The organism is Pseudosulfitobacter sp. DSM 107133, from assembly GCF_022788695.1.
In the GTDB taxonomy this organism is placed as follows: domain Bacteria; phylum Pseudomonadota; class Alphaproteobacteria; order Rhodobacterales; family Rhodobacteraceae; genus Pseudosulfitobacter.
On the sequence record NZ_CP085159.1, the window covers coordinates 92994 to 112423 of the forward strand.

General features: G+C 55.4%; 20 protein-coding genes and 1 riboswitch. Of the genes, 13 read left to right on the forward strand and 7 right to left on the reverse strand.

Features of this window, described 5'->3' with window-relative positions:
* Positions 1 to 93: 93 nt before the first annotated feature.
* Positions 94 to 2406: a heavy metal translocating P-type ATPase gene (locus DSM107133_RS23120; RefSeq protein ID WP_240310513.1), complete on the forward strand. Its 2313-nt coding sequence runs from the start codon at positions 94 to 96 to the stop codon at positions 2404 to 2406.
* A gap of 160 nt (positions 2407 to 2566) precedes the next feature.
* On the opposite strand, the gene DSM107133_RS23125 is transcribed toward DSM107133_RS23120, so the two are convergent.
* The 5 genes from DSM107133_RS23125 to DSM107133_RS23145 form a co-directional block, all read right to left on the reverse strand.
* Positions 2567 to 4957, reverse strand: a complete 2391-nt coding sequence (locus DSM107133_RS23125) for a penicillin acylase family protein (protein ID WP_243253641.1) — start codon at positions 4955 to 4957, stop codon at positions 2567 to 2569.
* 513 nt (positions 4958 to 5470) lie between these two features.
* Complete coding sequence (locus DSM107133_RS23130) at positions 5471 to 6049, reverse strand: L,D-transpeptidase (protein ID WP_058314117.1); 579 nt, start codon at positions 6047 to 6049, stop codon at positions 5471 to 5473.
* Between the two features lie 84 nt (positions 6050 to 6133).
* A complete protein-coding gene (locus DSM107133_RS23135) occupies positions 6134 to 6685 on the reverse strand; it encodes a PEMT/PEM2 methyltransferase family protein (protein ID WP_072629826.1) in 552 nt (183 codons plus the stop codon).
* Positions 6682 to 7602 (reverse strand): cation diffusion facilitator family transporter, encoded by a 921-nt coding sequence (locus DSM107133_RS23140; protein ID WP_072629827.1) that lies wholly within the window; start codon positions 7600 to 7602, stop codon positions 6682 to 6684. The genes DSM107133_RS23135 and DSM107133_RS23140 overlap by 4 nt, the downstream gene beginning before the upstream one ends.
* Complete coding sequence (locus DSM107133_RS23145; protein ID WP_072629828.1) at positions 7592 to 8362, reverse strand: transglutaminase family protein; 771 nt, start codon at positions 8360 to 8362, stop codon at positions 7592 to 7594. Before DSM107133_RS23145 ends, DSM107133_RS23140 begins: the two co-directional genes overlap by 11 nt.
* Before the next feature lie 160 nt (positions 8363 to 8522).
* Here DSM107133_RS23145 and DSM107133_RS23150 point away from each other — a divergent pair, with 160 nt between their 5' ends.
* Together DSM107133_RS23150 and DSM107133_RS23155 are read left to right on the forward strand one after the other, a co-directional pair.
* Entirely contained in the window at positions 8523 to 9998 is a 1476-nt protein-coding gene (locus DSM107133_RS23150) for an alkaline phosphatase (RefSeq protein WP_072629829.1), read from the forward strand.
* Positions 9999 to 10251: 253 nt separating this feature from the next.
* Positions 10252 to 10462, forward strand: a riboswitch (cobalamin riboswitch).
* Positions 10463 to 10505: 43 nt separating this feature from the next.
* Positions 10506 to 11186, forward strand: coding sequence for an energy-coupling factor ABC transporter permease (locus tag DSM107133_RS23155; protein WP_072629830.1), 681 nt, complete (start codon positions 10506 to 10508; stop codon positions 11184 to 11186).
* 72 nt (positions 11187 to 11258) lie between these two features.
* Here the strand turns inward: DSM107133_RS23155 and DSM107133_RS23160 are convergent, their stop codons facing one another.
* Positions 11259 to 11687, reverse strand: coding sequence for a helix-turn-helix domain-containing protein (locus DSM107133_RS23160; RefSeq protein WP_072629831.1), 429 nt, complete (start codon positions 11685 to 11687; stop codon positions 11259 to 11261).
* A 172-nt stretch (positions 11688 to 11859) separates the two neighbouring features.
* On the opposite strand from DSM107133_RS23160, the gene DSM107133_RS23165 reads away from it, so the two are divergent.
* The 10 genes from DSM107133_RS23165 (at position 11860) to DSM107133_RS23210 (ending at position 18763) form a co-directional block, all read left to right on the forward strand.
* Positions 11860 to 12456, forward strand: a complete 597-nt coding sequence (locus DSM107133_RS23165; protein ID WP_072629832.1) for an SCO family protein — start codon at positions 11860 to 11862, stop codon at positions 12454 to 12456.
* The gene (locus DSM107133_RS23170; RefSeq protein WP_072629833.1) at positions 12453 to 12878 is read left to right on the forward strand and encodes a disulfide bond formation protein B; all 426 of its coding nucleotides are present in this window, start codon (positions 12453 to 12455) and stop codon (positions 12876 to 12878) included. The genes DSM107133_RS23165 and DSM107133_RS23170 overlap by 4 nt, the downstream gene beginning before the upstream one ends.
* Positions 12875 to 13534 (forward strand): thioredoxin domain-containing protein, encoded by a 660-nt coding sequence (locus DSM107133_RS23175; protein ID WP_072629834.1) that lies wholly within the window; start codon positions 12875 to 12877, stop codon positions 13532 to 13534. The genes DSM107133_RS23170 and DSM107133_RS23175 overlap by 4 nt, the downstream gene beginning before the upstream one ends.
* A gap of 49 nt (positions 13535 to 13583) precedes the next feature.
* Positions 13584 to 14027: a copper chaperone PCu(A)C gene (locus DSM107133_RS23180; RefSeq protein ID WP_072629855.1), complete on the forward strand. Its 444-nt coding sequence runs from the start codon at positions 13584 to 13586 to the stop codon at positions 14025 to 14027.
* Positions 14027 to 14650: an SCO family protein gene (locus DSM107133_RS23185; RefSeq protein WP_072629835.1), complete on the forward strand. Its 624-nt coding sequence runs from the start codon at positions 14027 to 14029 to the stop codon at positions 14648 to 14650. The genes DSM107133_RS23180 and DSM107133_RS23185 overlap by 1 nt, the downstream gene beginning before the upstream one ends.
* Positions 14647 to 16020: a M23 family metallopeptidase gene (locus tag DSM107133_RS23190; protein ID WP_072629836.1), complete on the forward strand. Its 1374-nt coding sequence runs from the start codon at positions 14647 to 14649 to the stop codon at positions 16018 to 16020. Before DSM107133_RS23185 ends, DSM107133_RS23190 begins: the two co-directional genes overlap by 4 nt.
* A 3-nt stretch (positions 16021 to 16023) precedes the next feature.
* Positions 16024 to 16473, forward strand: a complete 450-nt coding sequence (locus DSM107133_RS23195) for a DUF411 domain-containing protein (protein WP_072629837.1) — start codon at positions 16024 to 16026, stop codon at positions 16471 to 16473.
* 76 nt (positions 16474 to 16549) lie between these two features.
* A complete protein-coding gene (gene lspA, locus DSM107133_RS23200; protein ID WP_072629838.1) occupies positions 16550 to 17020 on the forward strand; it encodes a signal peptidase II in 471 nt (156 codons plus the stop codon).
* A complete protein-coding gene (lnt, locus tag DSM107133_RS23205) occupies positions 17017 to 18594 on the forward strand; it encodes an apolipoprotein N-acyltransferase (RefSeq protein ID WP_072629839.1) in 1578 nt (525 codons plus the stop codon). Before lspA ends, lnt begins: the two co-directional genes overlap by 4 nt.
* A gap of 1 nt (position 18595) precedes the next feature.
* A complete protein-coding gene (locus tag DSM107133_RS23210) occupies positions 18596 to 18763 on the forward strand; it encodes a hypothetical protein (RefSeq protein WP_170124819.1) in 168 nt (55 codons plus the stop codon).
* A gap of 159 nt (positions 18764 to 18922) precedes the next feature.
* Here DSM107133_RS23210 and mntR read toward each other — a convergent pair whose 3' ends face one another.
* A complete protein-coding gene (mntR, locus tag DSM107133_RS23215; protein WP_072629840.1) occupies positions 18923 to 19384 on the reverse strand; it encodes a manganese-binding transcriptional regulator MntR in 462 nt (153 codons plus the stop codon).
* Between the last annotated feature and the right edge of the window lie 46 nt (positions 19385 to 19430).

Genomic DNA, 19430 nt, shown 5'->3' on the forward strand with positions numbered 1-19430 from the left:
ACCTTCCAGCTACTGGAGGAGCTAGTTGTATGATCGTCTTGAATATCAAGGATTGAGACGATGAGCACGGATCAAGATCAACACCACAACACCATGCAGGCCGCGACCGCTTCGAACGCCACGACAGTGATCGATCCGGTGTGTGGCATGACCGTTGAGGTCAACGAAAATCCCCGGAATACTGAATTTGGAGGGGAGACCTTCCATTTTTGTTCAGAGAACTGTGAAACGAAGTTTCGCAGCGACCCATATTACTACGCCTCGGGACATGCGCAAAAGGCGCAAACGCATAGCAAGGCAAGTACTCAATGGACTTGCCCGATGCATCCCGAAATCCTCAGGGACGAGCCTGGCGCGTGCCCGATTTGTGGTATGGCGCTTGAGCCAATGCTCCCATCGGATGAGCCGTCCGAAGAACTCTCCGATTTCACGAAGCGCATGTGGATCAGCGCGGCAGCCGCAGTTCCGCTGGTCATCTTGACCATGGGCGAACTGGTCGGTCTGCCCGTGCGCGCGTGGATCGGTCATCAGAATGCAGTCTACATCGAATTCCTCCTCGCAACGCCGATCATTCTCTGGGCCGCGCTCCCGTTCTTCAAAAGGGGGTGGGATTCCATAAGGACTCTATCTCCAAACATGTGGACGCTTATCGCGCTCGGGGTCGGAGCCGCCTACACCTATTCGCTTGCCGCGACCTTCTTGCCTGGAATTTTTCCTTCGGCGTACCAAACCGGCGAAGGCGTCGGGACTTATTACGAAGCCGCAGTTGTGATCGTCACATTGATCTTTGTCGGTCAGGTGCTTGAATTGCGTGCACGGGAACGAACGGGTGATGCAATCCGCGCCTTGCTTGATCTCGCACCGAAAACAGCCCGCCGTATTATGCCGGACGGGACCGAATACGACGCACCGCTGGAGCATATCATTGCTGGCGATACGCTACGCGTGCGACCCGGTGACAGCATCCCAGTGGACGCTGACGTGCTTGAGGGGCGTTCATCAATCGACGAAAGCATGATTACTGGAGAGCCGCTTCCCGTTGAAAAAACACAAGGGGACCGGGTCACGGGCGGGACGATCAACAAAAACGGCACGTTGATGGTGAGGGCCACGCAAGTCGGGGCGGACACAGTCCTTTCTCAGATCGTGGATATGGTCGCTGGAGCGAAACGGTCGCGCGCGCCAATTCAGGGACTAGCAGACCGTGTGTCGTCAGTATTCGTGCCAACGGTCGTTCTCATTGCGGTCACATCGTTCATCGCTTGGCTCATGTTCGGGCCAGATCCGGCACTTGCATTTGCGATAACAGTTGCAGTCTCTGTGCTTATTATCGCCTGCCCTTGCGCATTGGGTCTCGCAACACCGATCTCGATCACCACTGCTGCGGGCCGCGGGGCACAAGCGGGTGTCTTGATCAAGGATGCAGAGGCACTTGAGCGGATGGCGCGCGTCGATACGGTCATTGTTGATAAGACTGGCACCCTCACCCAAGGGCGTCCGAAGCTCACAGATTTGGTGGTCACGGGTGGGCACTCTGAAAATGATGTTCTTACCCTTGTTGCAGCCTTAGAACGAGGCTCAGAGCACCCCCTTGCGGAGGCGATTGTGGAGGGTGCACGAGAGCAAGGCCTGTCGCTTTTTGAAGCAACAAACTTCGAGGCTATCACTGGCAAAGGTGTCAGAGGTCAAGTTGACGGCCATGATGTCGCTCTCGGAAATCCAGCAATGATGGACGAAATCAATGTGGACCATTCGGTTGCTGAACATGCTGCAAATGACCTCAGGGCGTCTGGAAAGACTGCCATGTTCATAGCAGTCGATGGTAGGTTCGCCGGGATCGTGGCAGTCGCTGACCCGATCAAAGAAACCACGGCCGGAGCCATTGACGATCTTCATCGCCTCGGGCTCAGGGTCATCATGGCGACTGGTGACAATCAAAAGACGGCGGAAGCCGTCGCTTTGAAGCTTGGAATAGATGAAGTTCATGCAGGGGTTTTGCCAGAAGATAAGAAAGCCCTGGTGGAAAACTTGAGGCATGAAGGCGCCCAGATTGCCATGGCCGGAGATGGCGTAAACGATGCGCCTGCCCTAGCGGCTGCCGATGTCGGGATTGCGATGGGTACCGGTGCCGACGTTGCCGTCGAAAGCGCTGGCATCACACTATTGGGAGGCGATCTGGTAGGCATTGTCAGAGCCCGCAGGCTCGCAAAAGCAACGGTTCGAAATATCAAACAGAACCTATTTTTTGCGTTTGCCTATAACACTGCAGGTGTTCCTGTCGCGGCTGGCATTCTCTACCCCATTTTCGGGTTGCTTCTTTCGCCAATGATCGCTGCCGCAGCCATGAGCCTGTCGTCAGTATCGGTCATTGCGAATGCGCTTCGATTGCGGCGTGCCGAACTTTGACCCCTGTATGCGAAATTGTCATCAGATTCTTGAGCTTTCCACCAAGCCGCAACTCAAGAAGGACAGGTCCAATCCCGCCTTCATGGTCCAGATTGCCATTGTGCGGCACAATAGCTCTAAGTATCTGTGGTGCAGGAAAGCCGGATTGCCTTCATTTCATTCAGTTGCGCAGTGGCAGCAGACTTGTCGTTCCCACCGACCCGGCATTCACGAGTTGTCGCTCAAGATACATAGGGACATACTCTCCACGCCGCCACAATCGACCAAGATCATCGTAAAAGCGGCTGAGAAAATGGCCCGACTGTCCGGTTGATGCTATGTATACCGAACTGTTTGGATCAGAAAGGTCATAGACCCCACGGAAAGTCGATCCAAAATCAGCCTGGAACGGGTCCTCGGATGCACCCGCAGAAAATCCAAGGAAAAGAGTAGTGTCGCCGCCTGAGAACGGAAGTCGAATGTTTGACATGAAACTGAAACCTCGAGACCAACTCAGGATAGGATGATCAAGTGCGGTTTGATGGGCATCTCCCCACCTCAAAGTACTCAAATCGCCACGCCCAAATGTTTCTTCGAGCCATAACAGTGAATCGTCGAGCGCGAGGCTAGCGATCTGATCACAGGTCTCGATTTCTTCCGATTGAACTACGTCGCACCAGATTGAGGCACCATCGACATCGCGGAACACGCGCTCGAGAAAAAGTGTCTGAATGACAGGCAATCCCTCAGCCATTTTGCTCAACTCGTCGTTTATCAACCGTTGCTGGAGGGCGCGCATCCAAGCGGTATAGATCAGGGGTTCCGCCATGTGCTCGTTCATGTCGCCGTTCCAATCTGCTAGCATTTGCAGAGCATCGGCACGCCGCCGGGCAAGAGTTCCCGAGGGCGCGGGAGGCTCAGAAAACCACAAGTTCTTGGCGATGAGTGGCAATAGGCCCCTTGCGGCCGGACTGATAGTGTCTTGCTGATACTCAATGAAACCGTCCCGGGTGTGGACGTCGCGCGCCTCGAGGAGCCTCTCGAGGCGGCTTAACCTAAAATCCTTTGCGTCGGCCCTAACAATGTTGGGCGAGAGTACTTGTTGGCCAATGTTGCTATCATTTTGCGTTTGCATTCCTGAATCGTCCGCATTGCTTGGCTTCGCAACGCCTCGCGCGCGCCATTGGCTCTCCCATAACCATCCAGGAGCAGGCATGAACCCGCCAAAAACATTTCGAGGATCTCGAATTGGCCGTTCGCCTACAAACTGATTTGCGAGATTTTCCTCGTCTGCAATGATCATCGTCATAGCGGGCGCGATGAAGGATCGCATTGCCAAGAACCCTTGATCTGTACTCTTTGCAGTCATCAAACCCATGAGCGCACTTATGGAAGTGTCATTTGTGGACAGGCCGGTCCATGCCAGAGAGGCAATGTGCCCTTCTGGAATGACCGATGATAGACCGAACAAGTCAGATTGAATGATCGGACCGTTTTCGCTTCGCTCCAAGCGAATAGTCACGGGCGCTTCGCCCCGAATGCGTATGACGGAGGGGCGCGAAACGATTGGCCGGGGTCCCGCCGGTGTCAGTACCTCACGAGAGCCTGTGTCGAGTAGCTTCTCAATAAAAAGATCCTGGTCGTCAATGTTCGATGTGGTTCCAGACCATGCCAGACTGCTGTTGCGACCTGACAGTATGACCGGCAACCCAGGTATTGTCGCACCGATGACGCCACCGACTTGAAGCTCCAACCCAGCGAGGTACCAGAGCGAAGGTATGGCCAACTGAGTGTCGAAAATACCGGCAACTACCGCGTTGCCTGAAACGGTTCGGTTGCGGGTGGCAGCCCAGGCAAGCATCGACGAATTGAGATTGGGACTTCTAAGAGGCGACAATCTGCTCAGTTCAGCGGGTTCAAATCGAATGGCGCCGAGACGAGCATTCGGAAACTGGTCAAAGTACCTTGGTATGTTGCGATCATCATTGGCAAATGACGCCGGGAGAAGATCAGAAACGCGTGCGGGGGGAATGAGCATAGAGAGGCGAGCCCTCAAAACCTCTTCTTGGAATTGACCCGAGCTCTGTAACGCAAAAAGCTTGAGAATTGCGATGCTGTCCTCTGGTCTCCATGGCGCGATGGAGCTTTCAAACAGAAAGAATTCTGGTGCACCTCGCCCCAACGCACCTTTGTTGATTTCCTCAATCCACGCATTCACCCCTTCCGCATAGGCGTTGAGAGCTTCACGCGTTTTGTCGTCCTGGGCGGAAAGCGAAGAACGAGCGGCCTCGGCCAGATCAAGTCTGCGCATGAAATCGTCATAGGCCAAAGTGCTTCGTCCGAAGAGTTCAGACAAGCGTCCTTGGGCAATTCTTCTCAGAAGGGTCATTTGCCACAGCCTGTCTTGCGCGTGAGCGACTCCAAGCCCAAAAAAGACATCGGGGTCGTTCGTTCCAAAAATGTGTGGAACTGCGTAAGCGTCTCTCACGATATCGACCGGTGCCGATAGACCCTCAACATTGAAACTTGCCGTGTAGTCTGGAATTGATCGAGTCATCAGCCAAATCGCCAACGCGGTCGCAACTATTGTTATGATTGCTGCGGCGATGAACCCTCTAAGCAAAAGTCGGAATAGACGTCTCATCCGTACCATGCCCGCTGACGGTAGCTTCGCAGAACATTCGTCCTTTCAGTAAAGCGCGTACCGAAAAAGGTCGACTTCCAGTTCTTTTTATACGCGAGGTCACAGCTCCGTCTTGAAGATCGGGCGTCGGCTGGCGAGTTCAATATGGCGATTACTTCCGGTTTCGGTCTTTCCATCGCTTGCAGATCCAAAAGACACAAAACAGAGCCAAAATCACAGCGAATACAAAAGCCGCCCATGTGATGCCAATAGTGAATATGGTTGTCGTCCCGTCGCTGTCACCTTGCATCAACTTCTGCCTCCAAGAAAGAGGTAGAGCAACGTCGATCCACGGCAGTTTCTATCATGAACCCTTGGCTGTTTCGCAGTGCATAAGATCTTTGCAATACACTTGAGATTGGCGGCCAAGTCGCCCGCTGCTATCACGGGGCAATCAGTGAACTAAAAGAGTCTGACTTGGGTGCCGACTTCCGCCAGATCGAACAACTCTGCGATATGCTCGTTGTACAGCCCAATGCACCCATTGGAAGACTGACGCCCGATCTTGCGTGTGTCGCCGGTCCCGTGGACACGGTAATATTGCCAGGAAAGATAGAGCGCGTGTGTGCCGAGAGGGTTGTCCGGGCCCGGTGGCCAGTAGTCAGGCCATTCAGGATTACGCTCCTTCATCGAAGGTGTCGGTCTCCAACTCGGACCTTCCACTTTTTGAACGACCCTTGTGTATCCCCGCCGGGTCAGCTCTTCTGATTGAGGTACGCTCGACGGGTAGAGCTTGTAAATACTTTCGTCCTCAGACCAGAACTGAACGGCTCTTGAATTGATGTCGCAGAGGATCGCCCCATGCTCGAGATTATCAAAGTGGTCTTGCCATGGCTGAGCGCTGAAGGACGAGATATTCCTGCGTACCGCCGTTCCGGTCGGTTGCTCCACAGACTGGGCCTTTACCAAGGCCGGAAGTCCGATGACGGCGGCGGCTGTTGTTGACAGAAACTGCCTGCGGTTTTTAATTATTCTGCTCACAGCTTTCCTCCATTTTTTTGAGTCGTAAGACCTCTAGTAGCTAGAGGGTCAAGCGATCCGGGAATGACATTTTTGTGAAGCGATTTAGAGAAAGCGACGGGTTGAAGCCCGATACTCTTCAAATTCAGAACCGTACAGGTCCTTTAGCCACGGCTCTTCTGCGAATGGCGCGGCAATCAAAACAAGGATGGCCGCTGTTCCTACAATGAGAGCCGAGGGTGAAGACGTAAGGATCATCCATCCACCGACGATTGCCATATCCGCCATGTATTGAGGGTTTCGAGAGTAGCGATACATGCCGGTAGTCTTCAACGTGCCTTTAGCTCCACCAGTTTGCGCTATCCCGAAATGAGCGACTTCAGTCCAGACGACAAAATTGCCAAACAGAATGAGAGGTATCCCAACCCCGAACCGGAGCCAGTTGGGAAACGCCAAAATGCCCCACCCCAAGACGCCAAGCACAATGAATACGCCAAACAACGAAAACGTTGGCACCCAGACCAGAATTGGAGTGATCGCCGTGTAACGTTGGGGCGGCCAGATACGGCGCTTTGGGGAAACAATTGACCAAAGGATCGAAGCCAGTGTTGCTGCAGCAATTCCTAGACCAGAAAGAACAAGCGTAGTTTCCATCATGCTTTTGTCTGCTCGTGTCCATAGAGTTGTGCGCTCTCATGAGCATTCTCCAAGTCTTCGAATTCGAGCGTGGAGTGCCGGATGCCGAACTCTTCGGCGAGACGCGCCTTTATGGCAGCTTTGATCCCTTCGCCGGATGAGCCATCGATGGTCACTATATGGCAATCCAGCGCCGTCTCGTTCTCTTGCATCTGCCAAAGATGAACGTGGTGGACGTCATGGACCCCGTCGACGTCTCTGATTGCGGCAACAATTGCGTCATTGTCGAGGTCAGGTGGACTTCCCAGCATCAGGATGCGAACGGGGCCGCCGATTTCAGTTAGAGCGAGGTAAAGGATGTAGAGCGCGATGCCGATCGTGATCGCCGGATCGACCCACCACATATTATAGAGCAGGATGAGCGAGCCGCCGATGATCACCGCAACAGAGGCCAGTGCGTCTGACAGATTGTGCAGGAAAAGCGCCCGGATGTTCACGCTGCCCTTTTGCATCGAATACGTCAGCAGCGCTGTCAGCGTGTCGACGACCAGCGCCACTGAGCCAAGGATCACCACAGTCCAACCGGCCACTTCGGTCGGTTCGATCATGCGCATCCCGCCCTCGTAAATGAGATAGATACCGACGAGGATGAGGGTGGTGTAGTTGATCAAGGCAGCCACAACTTCAATCCGGCCATAGCCAAAAGTCATGCGCTTGTCGGCGGGTCTTCGGGATATCTTTCGGGCTGCGAACGCGATTACCAGAGACGCCATGTCTGAGAAGTTGTGCAGTGCATCCGCTATGAGAGCGAGGCTGCCAGAGAGGATGCCGCCCACAATCTGTACAACCGTCAGAAGTGCGTTGGCCCAGATAGCGATGGAGACACGGCGGTCGCCTGACGCGGGATCAATATGCGCGTGGCCGTGATCATGAGGCATGACGCGATTCCTCGTGTCTATGATTAGGCAATGCCAAGCCAGGGATCTGCGGCACGCTACCTGATCTGATCCGGCGCACGCGGGCGTTCATCCAATGGCGTATGATATGGCGATACAATATGCCCTTTACGAAGCTGAATGACTGCTGATGAGCGGCGTAGAAGTTGTCGGGCGCGTCGAAAGTACCAAAGTCCTGGGTAATACCGGTCTCTTGGATGTAGGTATCGCCCCCCGTCCACTCCACTGGCGGCGCCTGCAGGCAGTCGGTCCCTGCCCCGTAACCGCAGAGACTGTGTGAATCGGTAAATTTGGATTGCAGCGCTGATAGAAACTCCGCATCCAGAATGAATCCTTCGAGGTTTGCCCAACCCGTCTCCGTCTCCACCTCAACCCATGAGTGAATGATCTCTTCTGGAGCAATCGGATACACGAGTTCGGGCACGACGCCCCGTTGAAGCTCTTTATGAATCGTGAAGCCGTGAAGGCGGCACCGCACACTTACCGCGCGCAACAGGGCCATGAGAAGCGTGCCCTTGGTGTTGCATTGACCAAAACCGTCAGCGAGCACCTCGGCGGCCGAGATGTCGTCAGCGCGGTTGTACCCAAAGGCAATTTCATTGCGGACGAAATCGTAGACAGCGCCGATCCGGTCATGTTGAGAAAGGGCTTTCCACCCTCGGTCCTCGATCAGTTGTGCAATCGACGGGTGGTCGAAGTTCAGGATTGGGGTTGTTGCCAACAGCCGATCATTCGCGCTCATTTTATATCTCCTCGAATCGTCTACGTGAAGATGTAATTGCTACAGTCACTATAGGTTCAAGATCCAAATTTCATTTTAGTTTAGCACACGCTGTCACAAATCTGATGCTTAAGACCCGCATCTTCGCTGCAAACTCATCCTTCTTTTCAGGAGCAAAACTATGAAGACGTTAACAGCGGTATCCGCCCTTGCCATCGCGGTATCAGGCATGGCGACAGCACAAGACCTGCCGCAGGCAGAAAATGATTGGTTCGTATCCGGCCAAGAGCGTCTGGCCGAAGAGTTGGCAAAACTGCCCAATACCAACAGAGCCGTCAACATCATTTTGATGATCTCTGACGGCAACGGCGTTGGTACAAACTACGCATCGCGTCTGTTTGCAGGCCAGCAAGAGGGCGGCTTTGGTGATGAGTATGTTCAACCCCAGGAGGCCTTTCCAAACCTCGCTCTGGTCAAGACCTACAACGTTAATGCCCAGACGCCGGACAGCGCTGGAACAGGCACGGCCATGATGGCCGGGATCAAGACCAAGGCTGGCATCATCGGTGTGAATGAAAACGTGAACCGCGGCGACTGTTCGACGCTGCCGGGCAATACGGTTGCCTCCATGAACGAACTTATGAGTGAGATGGGAAAAGAAACCGGCATTGTCTCCACAGCGCGCATCACACATGCAACGCCGGCCTCGGCCTATGCAAAGACAGTGGACCGCAATTTCGAGGCGTCAGTGCCTGAAGGTTGCGACACCCAGACTGACATTGCGACGCAGCTGATCGAGGCCATGCGTTCCGGGATGATCGACGTCGCTATGGGCGGCGGCATGCGCAACTTTCATGGTGACGAAGGCGGGCGCCGCGAAGACGGGGTCAATCTGATGGACGTAGCCCAAAGCGAACTAGGCGCTCATTTGGCGACCGATCAGGCGTCTTTCGAAAACACCCCTTTGGATGGGACCCCGATCCTCGGGCTGTTTGAAAGCAGCCACATGATGTACGAAGCTGACCGCGAAGACGAACCCAGCCTGGCCGACATGACCGGTGCGGCCATCCAGGCGCTTCAGGCAAAATCGGGGGACAATGGCTACTTTCTTCAGGTCGAAGCGGGTCGCGTGGACCATGCCAACCACGGCGGTAACCTTGCACGCGCGGTACGTGACCAAAAGGCGTTCTCCGACGCCGTCGCGATCGCTGATGAACTGACGGACGATGCCGACACCCTGATCATCGTGACGGCTGATCATGAACATGCGCTGGCCTTCAATGGTTATTGCGGGCGTGGGTCGGACATCCTTGGCCTGTGCATGGGCATCGACGGCGAAGGCGTGGCGCATACCGGGGAGCCCGAATTGGGAGCCGACAATAAGCCGTTCACCGTCGCAGGCTACCTGAACGGTGCGGGATCGGTTCTGACGGAACAAGCGGATGGTTCTTTCTTTGGTACGCGACCGGTGCTCACCGAAGAGGCCGCGACAGACCTGGACTATTTGCAGCAGGCGGTGGTTCCCAAGTCCTCCGAAACCCATTCGGGTGAGGATGTCGCCGCCTATGCCAAAGGCCCGTGGGCACACCTTGTCGATGGCACAATTGAACAGAACATGATTTTTCACATCATGAACTATGCCGCGACGGCCGAATAATCTGATTTGGTCTGATCACGACATCCCCAAGAGTTCCGCTCTTGGGGATGTTTTGCTTTTTCGGATGGAGACCAGGGAGATCCGTCCTGGGCTTAGTTTTTCTCGGAAAGTTGAAGAGATGAGTTGATGTAACTAGCTGTTTGATGGAGTAGTTTTGTGTTATCTCGCATCATACTTGGGCAAAATTTGGTTGCCACAGCGACTACACACCAACTGCATTCTACAAACCATCTTGACTCGGGCAGGCCGAGGATATCAGGTGCTCGGACTTGGTCCCAAAGCCGATTTGCGGCGGCGGGGTAAATGGGAACGCGGTAGGGACATCAAGTCCTGTCCTGATCCGAGACTGCCCACGCAACTGTGAGCGTTAGCTGCATTCCGAATACCACTGGAGAGATCCGGGAAGGTGAAATTGCAGCGATGAAGCGCGAGTCAGGAAACCTGCCAAGTACACTGTAACGCCTCTATGGAGGCATCTTGCACGATGGGTGCAGAAGGAACGAAATTATGCATATCGAACCTGGCGTCGTGGACGGCGCAAAAATTGTACTGGGGACTGCGACCGGTGTTGCTTCGGTTGGGATCGTCGCCAAGCTCGCTGTTGATCACGTGAAGCAGAACGGCAACATCTTAGCTTTGGCCGGACGCTCCGCTGCGGCAAGCGCGATGGTGCTAGGATTCTTTGAATTTCTGCCGCATCCACCTGTTGGCGTGTCAGAAGTACATTTGATACTTGGAACCACACTTTTCCTGATCCTCGGCACAGTTCCAACAGCTATTGGTCTGATCTTTGGTCTTGTAGCGCAAAGCTTCCTGTTTTCACCTTCCGACATTCCGCAATTGGGAATGAACCTGACCACGCTTATTCTGCCAGTTTTGGCAATGACCGCATTGGCACGAAGGATTATCCCGGCCGACACGCCGTACACCGAGGTTTCCTACACTCAAGCAGCAAAGCTATCTGCGGTGTTCCAAGGTGGCATTGTGGCGTGGGTGGCCTTCTGGGTTTTCTACGGACAGGGCTTTACCGCGGAGACCTTGGCAAACGCGGGAGCATTCGCGTCGGTCTACATCATCGTTGTTTTGCTTGAACCCATCATTGACCTTGGTGCTCTGGCTTTGGCAAAGACATTCCGGAGGTTCGAGAAAACAGGCCTTCCGCACGCCCGGCTCTATCAACCCGCCTAAGGTAAAAGCAGCCATGTACGACCGACCATTGTCGTTTTACACACCGTTTTGGATTGCGAGCAATTGGCGCGACTATGCGCCGATTGCATCGTGGTCGGTCAGACACTCTGAGTGATCGCGCAAGACCTCGAGAACCTTACAATCCGCGGTATTGCCTCCACTGCATTCGTGGATCATGCGCTTCAGTTCGGTCTGCAGCGCTTTCAAGCGATCCATCCGCAATTCGACCTGTTTGAGTTGTCGACGAGCGATGGAGTCGGCCTCGTGGCAAGATCGATCCGGATTGTCGCTAAGATCAAGTAGCTCGCGGATCGCCTCCAGCGGAAATCCCAACTGGCGCGCGTGTCGAATAAATGACAAGCGGTCGACTTCGGCGTCACCGTAACGCCGTTGCCCCCCTTCTGTGCGACCCGGTTCGGGCATCAACCCGATCTGTTCGTAATACCGGATGGTCTGAACTTTTGTTCCGGTCTTCTTTCCCAAACTTCCAATTGTAAGCATGTGACCTCCATATCTATAGTGTTGGTAGCTATAGCTATTGGCATGCACAAGCCACTGGTCTGTTCACGGGTCCGTGACAAACCGCCTCTGTGCCAAGAAACAGCTTGAACCTCTAGCAGCTAGAACATTTAGAATTCACGAAAAATGGGCGGAATCGGGCGCAAAACGACCAATGAGATTATCTGCGTTACAAAAAGTGCTTTGGGGACTCGCTGCGATCGCGATCGTGGGGTTCGTCTGGCTGCAAGTTTCTACCAGAGTCGAACAGCGCGCTTATGAGCCCGCGTTCCGGGCGGATTTCGAACTGACCGATCATAATGGGATGGTCCAAACAGACGAATATCTCGCAGGGCGCTGGATGCTCGTTTTCTTTGGCTTTGCGAATTGCCCCGACGTGTGCCCCACAACTCTGGCGGAGGTAGCCGCTGTGATGGACGGGCTCGGCTCCGATGCGACACAAGTCCAGCCGCTTTTTATCTCGATTGATCCAGAACGCGACACGCCGCAAGCGCTTGCTGAGTTTATCCCATATTTTGACGCAAACATCATCGGACTGACAGGCACCGCTGATCAAATTGAGAGAACGTCCAAGACATTTCGCATCTACTACGAAAAGATTGAGGAAGCCGCTTCGCCCGACGGATACACGATGGGGCATTCGTCTCAGCTGTTTCTCTTTGATCCGCAAGGCGGATATGTCGGTGCCTGGACATATGGCACGCCGGCAGAGGAGATCCTTGCCGATCTGAAGGCGCGGATGTCGATATGAGCCGGGTGATGTCAAAAGAGACGGCTTTGACCGCCGCGTGGATCGTCGCTTTGGGGAGTTCCTTGGCCGTGCTCTATATCGGTGAGGTTCTGGGGCAGGCTCCGTGCAATCTGTGCTGGTTTCAGCGTGCGTTTATGTTCCCTCTGGCCGTCCTTCTGGGCCTTGGTCTGTGGTTCGAGGATCATCGGGTCGGTCGCTACGGCGTTGCGCTTGCCCTCGGTGGCGCTGCCATCGCGCTTTGGCATCTTGGTCTCTATACTGGAGTTCTGCCCGAGCCGATCCAACCCTGCACGGCGACTGGCCCGTCCTGCACCGGCGACAATCAGCTGTTTCTTGGAATCCCTATCCCGCTGTTGGCGCTGATTGCCTTTGCGTTTATCGGGTTCTTGTCATTTTTCTCTCTGAAGGAGCCGCGCGCGTGAAAAACAAATCTCTAGTTCTATCGGTCTTACTTGTCGGCCTTGCAGTCTTTGCCGCCGCCGTTTGGTATCAGTCCCGCCCCGCCCCGGTCGCTCAGGTCGAACCGGTCCAGCCCGAGGTCGCAGAAGCATTGATGCGTCCCTACTCCCCCATCATGGGACCGAAAGACGCGCCCGTGACAATCGTAGAGTTCTTCGACCCTGCGTGCGAAGCCTGTCGGGCATTCTACCCAGTGATCAAGGAGATCATGGCGGAGCACGGCGATCAGGTTCGCGTCGTTCTGCGATACACGCCATTTCATGGCGCCGCTTCCGAAGAAGCGATCAGGGTGATGGAAGCCGCGCGCATGCAGGACGTATATATTCCGGTCAAAGAAGCGATCCTCGAATTTCAGCCACGATGGGCATCCCACGGTGAACCAGCGCCCGGATTGATCCTTGGCATTGCAGAGCAGGCCGGTCTGAACGTAGAAGTCGCAAAAAACCAGATGAAAGCGCCCCAGACGCTCGCAATCCTTAATCAGGATCGTGCGGATGTGGAGACAATGGGCGTGCGTCAGACACCAACGTTCTATGTGAATGGCAAACCGCTTGACCCGTTCGGAGCCGACGAGCTGCGCGCCTTGGTTGCGGCCGAAGTCGCGGCGGCCGGGTCGTGATCAGAAGACTGATTTTAGGAGCAAACCTTTGAAATCAACCGTTGCAGCCATCGCACTTGCATTCAGTGTGTTTGTCGGATTACCGACCACCTCTTTCGCTGGCTCTGAGGATATTGTCGTTGAAGACGCATGGGCCCGCGCGTCCATCGGCATCAACCGTCCAGGTGCGGCCTACATGACACTGCGCAATACGGGGACCGATCCAGTGACACTGGTGGAGCTGGAAACGCCGCTCGCCATGATGCCTGACATTCATGAGACCAAGACCGACGCAAATGGCGTCAGTTCCATGGGCCCAGTCGGTGAAATCACCATCCCAGCGGGCGAAAGTGTCGCGCTTGAGCCAGGTGGCATGCATGCCATGCTGATGCGATTGCAAACCAAGATGGTGGAAGGCGAGACCTTTCCGCTGAGACTGAACTTTGCCGATGGCGGGACGCTGACCGTTGATGTTCCTATTCTTGGTATTGCGGCGCGTGGGCCTGAGGGGTGATGAGCCGACGCAACCTCTTCACCTATGGTGCCGCAGTCACCGTCGCGCTTGCGCTCGCGCTGTTCATCGGCTGGTGGCGTGTGGACGGTCCCGGCGCGCCTGAACCGGTGGCTCAGCGACCTTTGCCGCTTACCCAGATGGAATTCCAGATGACTGATCAAGGCGGTGAAACTGTCGGACCTGCGTCGCTTCTGGGCAATCCATCCATGGTGTTTTTTGGCTTTACATACTGCCCCGATGTTTGCCCCACCACATTGTCGGATATCTCTGGCTGGCTTGACGATCTTGGGGAAGCCGTCGCGGAGATGAATGTCGTGTTCATCACGGTCGATCCGGAGCGCGACACCGTGGACGCCATGGCAGAGTATGTCAGCTATTTTCACCCAGCGATCCAAGGCTGGAGTGGGACGCTGGAAGAGACAGCACGCGCTGCTGAAGGTTTCCGTGCGAGCTATGAGAAGGTCGCGACAGACGGCGACTATACGATGAACCACACGGCGAGCGTTTTTCTCTTCGATGCTGAGGGACAGTTTGCGAGCATCATCGATTACCATGAACCGCGAGAATTCGCAGCGCCGAAGATCCGCCGTGTTCTCGCAAGAGCAGAAGAAGAAACGTCATGAAATTGAGATACCTTGCCGTCGGCGTCGCAGCGGCAGGCGTTGCTGTCGCGTTGATAATGGGGCTCCCGACCAATTGGAAAATGGCACCTGTCCCGGAAGCGCTTGTTGCGGTGTCTGATTGGCAGCCCGCGCCGTTGCAGAGCCCGGCAATGCGAACTCAACCGCTGATGCCCTTCGAGCTAACGGTTGTTAGATCGGACACAGTCGCTTGGGCACCAGAACCGCCATCGCGTCCAGTCCTTGATGTGGCTTTGCCAGAGACCAAACCTCCAATGGAGATGTGGTCGGGCAGTTTGTCCTCAGGTGAAACCCTGGACGCCTTGCTATCCAAAGCAGGCCTCTCTGCACCCGATCGCGCCGAGGTGGCGCTGGCGCTGGCCGCGGAATATGACCTGCGCAAGCTCAAACCGGGATATGGGATTGAGGTTGAAACGTCGCTTTCGGGGTCGCTCAGACGGGTGGTATTGTCCGTCGACGCAGGCGTGCAAATCGAAGCCGTGTTTGCAGATGAGATTGCCATACGGAAGATCGTGCCTGAGCCCGACCTGGTTCTGCGTGCGGCGGACACGACGGTGGGAACCTCGATCTTTGCAACCCTTGCATCGGCAGATATTCCGGCGCAATTTGCCGTAGACTTGGCTGAGATGTTGGGCGGGACTGTCGATTTCCGACGTGATCTGAAAGGCGGCGAGCGGCTACAGTTGATGTGGCGCGAGGACACGCTCGGCGACCAGGTTATCAGACAGCCTCGCCTGTCTTTCGCCGCGCTGGCCATAGATGAAACCCTCTATGAAATCGTGTGGCCTGACGACAAATCCGGAAACGCGACGATTTTTGTTGATGGGGAATTGCTACGGGTGTTTGCACAACCCGTGAAGGGCGCGCGGCTGAGTTCGGTATACGGCAATCGCAGGCACCCGGTTTTTGGGGATGTGCGCATGCACACCGGGGTTGATTTTGCGGCGCCCCAAGGGACGCCAGTCTACGCAACGGCACCGGGCCGCATCTCGTTTATTGGGCGGCGCGGCGGCTATGGGCGCGTGGTCGAGATCGCGCATGGTTCCGACACCATGACCCGCTATGCGCATTTGAGTTCTACGCCTGAAGGTCTCTCCATCGGGGACCGGGTTGCCGCAGGCGACATGATCGGCCGCGTTGGCGCCACAGGCACGGCGACCGGTCCAAACCTGCATTATGAAGTGCGCGTAGATGGCCGTCCGACAGATCCGATGTCAGAAGAACGGCTTGCCGAAGTGGCAAGCGCAGAAGGAACCAATTCAGACATTGTGTCGCGCCTTGAAGACAGCCGAGCGCAGTTTTCAGGATTGCTGGACACCGACGTCGCCACCGCGACATCAGAAAGGCTCTAGAACATGAGACAACTATCGCTCGCAATTGCCTTCTTCCTCGGGCTCGCCACCCAGGCGCTCGCTGAAACCACGCCGATTGAGGTTAATAAGACAAATGGCTGCGGTTGCTGCCTTGCGTGGATGGAGCACCTCGAAGAATACGGTTTTGCACCCACCGACGAAGATATGTTCGCCGGGCTTCTCGTCCGCTTCAAACTCGACAATGGCGTTCCGCAACGTATGGTGTCCTGTCACACGGGTCTCATCGATGGGTACGTGATCGAGGGCCATGTGCCCGCAGATGATATTCGCAGGTTGCTCAGCGAGAGACCGGACGCTGTCGGCCTCGCGGTGCCAGGGATGCCGCTTGGCTCCCCCGGCATGGACCAGAGCCGCTGGCGCGAAGCTTATGACGTGTTTCTCATCAACAACGATGGAACGACGGAAGTGTTTGCCAGCTATCCCGGCGATTGAGGGCTCGCACTATTCAATTCAAAGACGCCCATTCCCGCGTCACTTTGCGGTCCCTGGGCAGCGTGAAGGCCAGAGCATGAAACACACGATAACTCTCGGGCTGGTGAGCACACTCAGTGCTGTCGTCGTGGATCAGGCGAGTAAAATGGCTGTCGTCGCAAACGCTTCTACACTGAGCTCCGGTGTTTCCGTCTTTCCTGGTTTCAATCTAGTCTACCATCGCAATGATGGCGTGACTTTTGGTCTGTTAAATGGTGCGCCATGGTGGGGGCTAGTATTACTGGCAACGGTTGTATGCCTATGGCTCGTAGTCCTGATGTTCAGAACGAAAGAAGAGGGCGAGGCCGTGGCCCATGGCCTGATCATTGGCGGAGCCTTGGGGAATGTTATTGATCGGATCAGAGTAGGCTCCGTCACCGATTTTCTGGACTTTTATGTTTGGGATCTGCATTGGCCAGCCTTCAACCTCGCAGACACCGCTATTTTTTGCGGTGTCGCCCTGCTGCTGGCCTGGCCTGGGTTGAAAAGAACCCAACCCGAGCAATGACAGTAACTGTCGGAGAGAAAGACGATAACCGGCAAGTCGCGCGTGCACCTCTGCTGGTTCACGCCGGGATAGGTGTTTGCCTCGGTGCGCTTACTGTCCTGACTCTTCCACCCTTCTCCTTTCTCATACTTGCTCCGGCGACCTACGGAGCCTTGTTTCTTATTTTGCGAGGGCTTCGCTCTTTTCGCGCTGCGGTCACTGGTTGGACGTTTGGTCTGGGGTATTTCGCCGCTGGGATCTTCTGGATCGCGGAGAGCTTTTTTGTGGATGCGGACCGCTTTGGTCTGCTTGCCATTCCTGCGGTCGCCGGGTTAAGCGCGCTGCTTGCGTTCTTTCCCGCACTGGCCTCTTTCGCGTTTGCAGTGTTGGCGCGGTCGCGATTGTCTGAAGGTCTGGCCAGCCCTCTGCTCTTTGCAACATGCTGGACCGCCGCCGAATGGTTGCGCGGGCATGTCCTGACGGGATTCCCCTGGAACCTGTCAAGTTATGCGCTCGTCGAATATGAGCCGCTGCGGCAACCGGCGGCGTGGATTGGCAGTTACGGTCTCGGCTTTCTCTTTGTTTTTCTGGTTGTTCTGCCAACCCATCTGATTGCCAGTCGCAATAGTAGACGTCCGTGGGGCCTGGTCTTGGCGCTTGGGTTTGCCGCAAGCCTTTGGGGTGCAGGGCAAACCCGTCTCTGGCTTGGCATAGAAGAGCCGACAAACATCACTGTTCGGATTGTTCAGGGAAACGTGCCGCAGCAAGACAAGTGGCGTCCGGAACTGCGAGAAGAAACCGTATCACGGTACATTGACCTGTCGAGCCAGGGTGACGTTCCTGACATCGTATTGTGGCCTGAAACGGCCTATCCGGGGTTTCTGGACGAGGTTGAAGCAGATCGTCAGAGGATCATGCGCGCGCTCCCCCAATCAAGCATCCTCATGACCGGTGTGCCAGACCGGGTCGCGTCGGGCGCCAACACCCTCTACTTCAATACCGTCCAGGCATATGACACAAAGGGGCGCAGCCTTGGTGGCTATGCGAAACACAAACTGGTTCCTTTCGGCGAGTATGTTCCTTTTCGAAAATGGCTACCGTTTGAGCGTCTGACCGAAAGTCTTGGGGATTTTACACCGGGCCCAGGGCCACGCACCTTAGCCTTGCCTAGAATACCTTTTGTTGGCGTTGCGATATGCTACGAGATCATTTTTCCGGGTCATGTGGTCGATGATGCCATTCGTCCGGACTGGATATTCAATGCCACAAACGATGCATGGTTTGGAACATCAATCGGACCGGAACAGCATTTGGCGGCGGCACGGATGCGCGCTGTCGAAGAAGGCTTGCCAGTGCTTCGCGCCGCAAACACCGGCATTTCCGCAGTCATTGATGCCAGAGGCCGCGTGTTGGCCAGCCTTGACCTTGAGCAGACTGGAGTCCTAGACGTGCCTCTGCCCCCGGCCCTGCCAAGGACACTCTATGCCCGCTTCGGTGACTGGACGCTTTTGTCGCTGGTTTTGACATGTTGGTTTCTGGGTGTAGGCCTGCCTGCTATCGCAAAGAAGTTATTGGCCACTCGGAAAGGGGTCTGACGTGATTGTAATCATTATGACATTAATCGGGGCGTTCTGGGGCGCATACCTTGCAAAAAAACGTAAAGGCAATCGACTTGACATCGCTCAACATGCTGCGAGTTCTGCCATTCTGTTTTGTTTGATCGGATTGTTTGCCACGATCATGATCGCCCGGATTCTTGGATAGTCTGGTTGTTGGGCGGCGTTGTGGGTAATTCAACCGGCTGTCCGGTTCGAGCGATCGAGTCCCCTTCGATGCTCGCTATGGTTCTCGTGATGGCGATACCCGTCCTGCAACTTTACTGAACACCAATGGTCGACGGCTCAGCCCATTTTTGGACCAGGATCAATCGGATCCCTTGATATGGTTTTCGAAAGCTATCAACGTTGCCTCGCTGACATGGTGTTCGATGCCTTCGGCATCACGCTCGGCCGTTACTTCGTCAATCCCGAGGCTTTGCAGAAATGCGACCACGATCCTGTGGCGCCTGCGGCAGGCCTCAGCGAGGGCCTGGCCTCTTTCGGTCAGGAAAATCGAGCGGTATTTTTCACGGCGCACCAGCCCTGCTTGCTTCAGGCGCGAGATGTTCTTGGTCACCGTCGGTGCTTTGACCCCCAGCCGCTCTGCGATATCGACCGGTCGCGCCTCCCCATGGGCTTCAATCAACTCCGCGATCAGCTCCACATAATCTTCCGCCATCTCGCTTTCATGCGCATTGCGCACGTTGGCGAATCCGTCGGCCTGGGCTTCGGGATCGCGGGAATCAGGCGTGAAATCTTCACGCGTCTGTGATGCGCCGGACGACATATGACGACTTTGCCCGATGGTTGATGGATTGACAACAAGTTGGCTT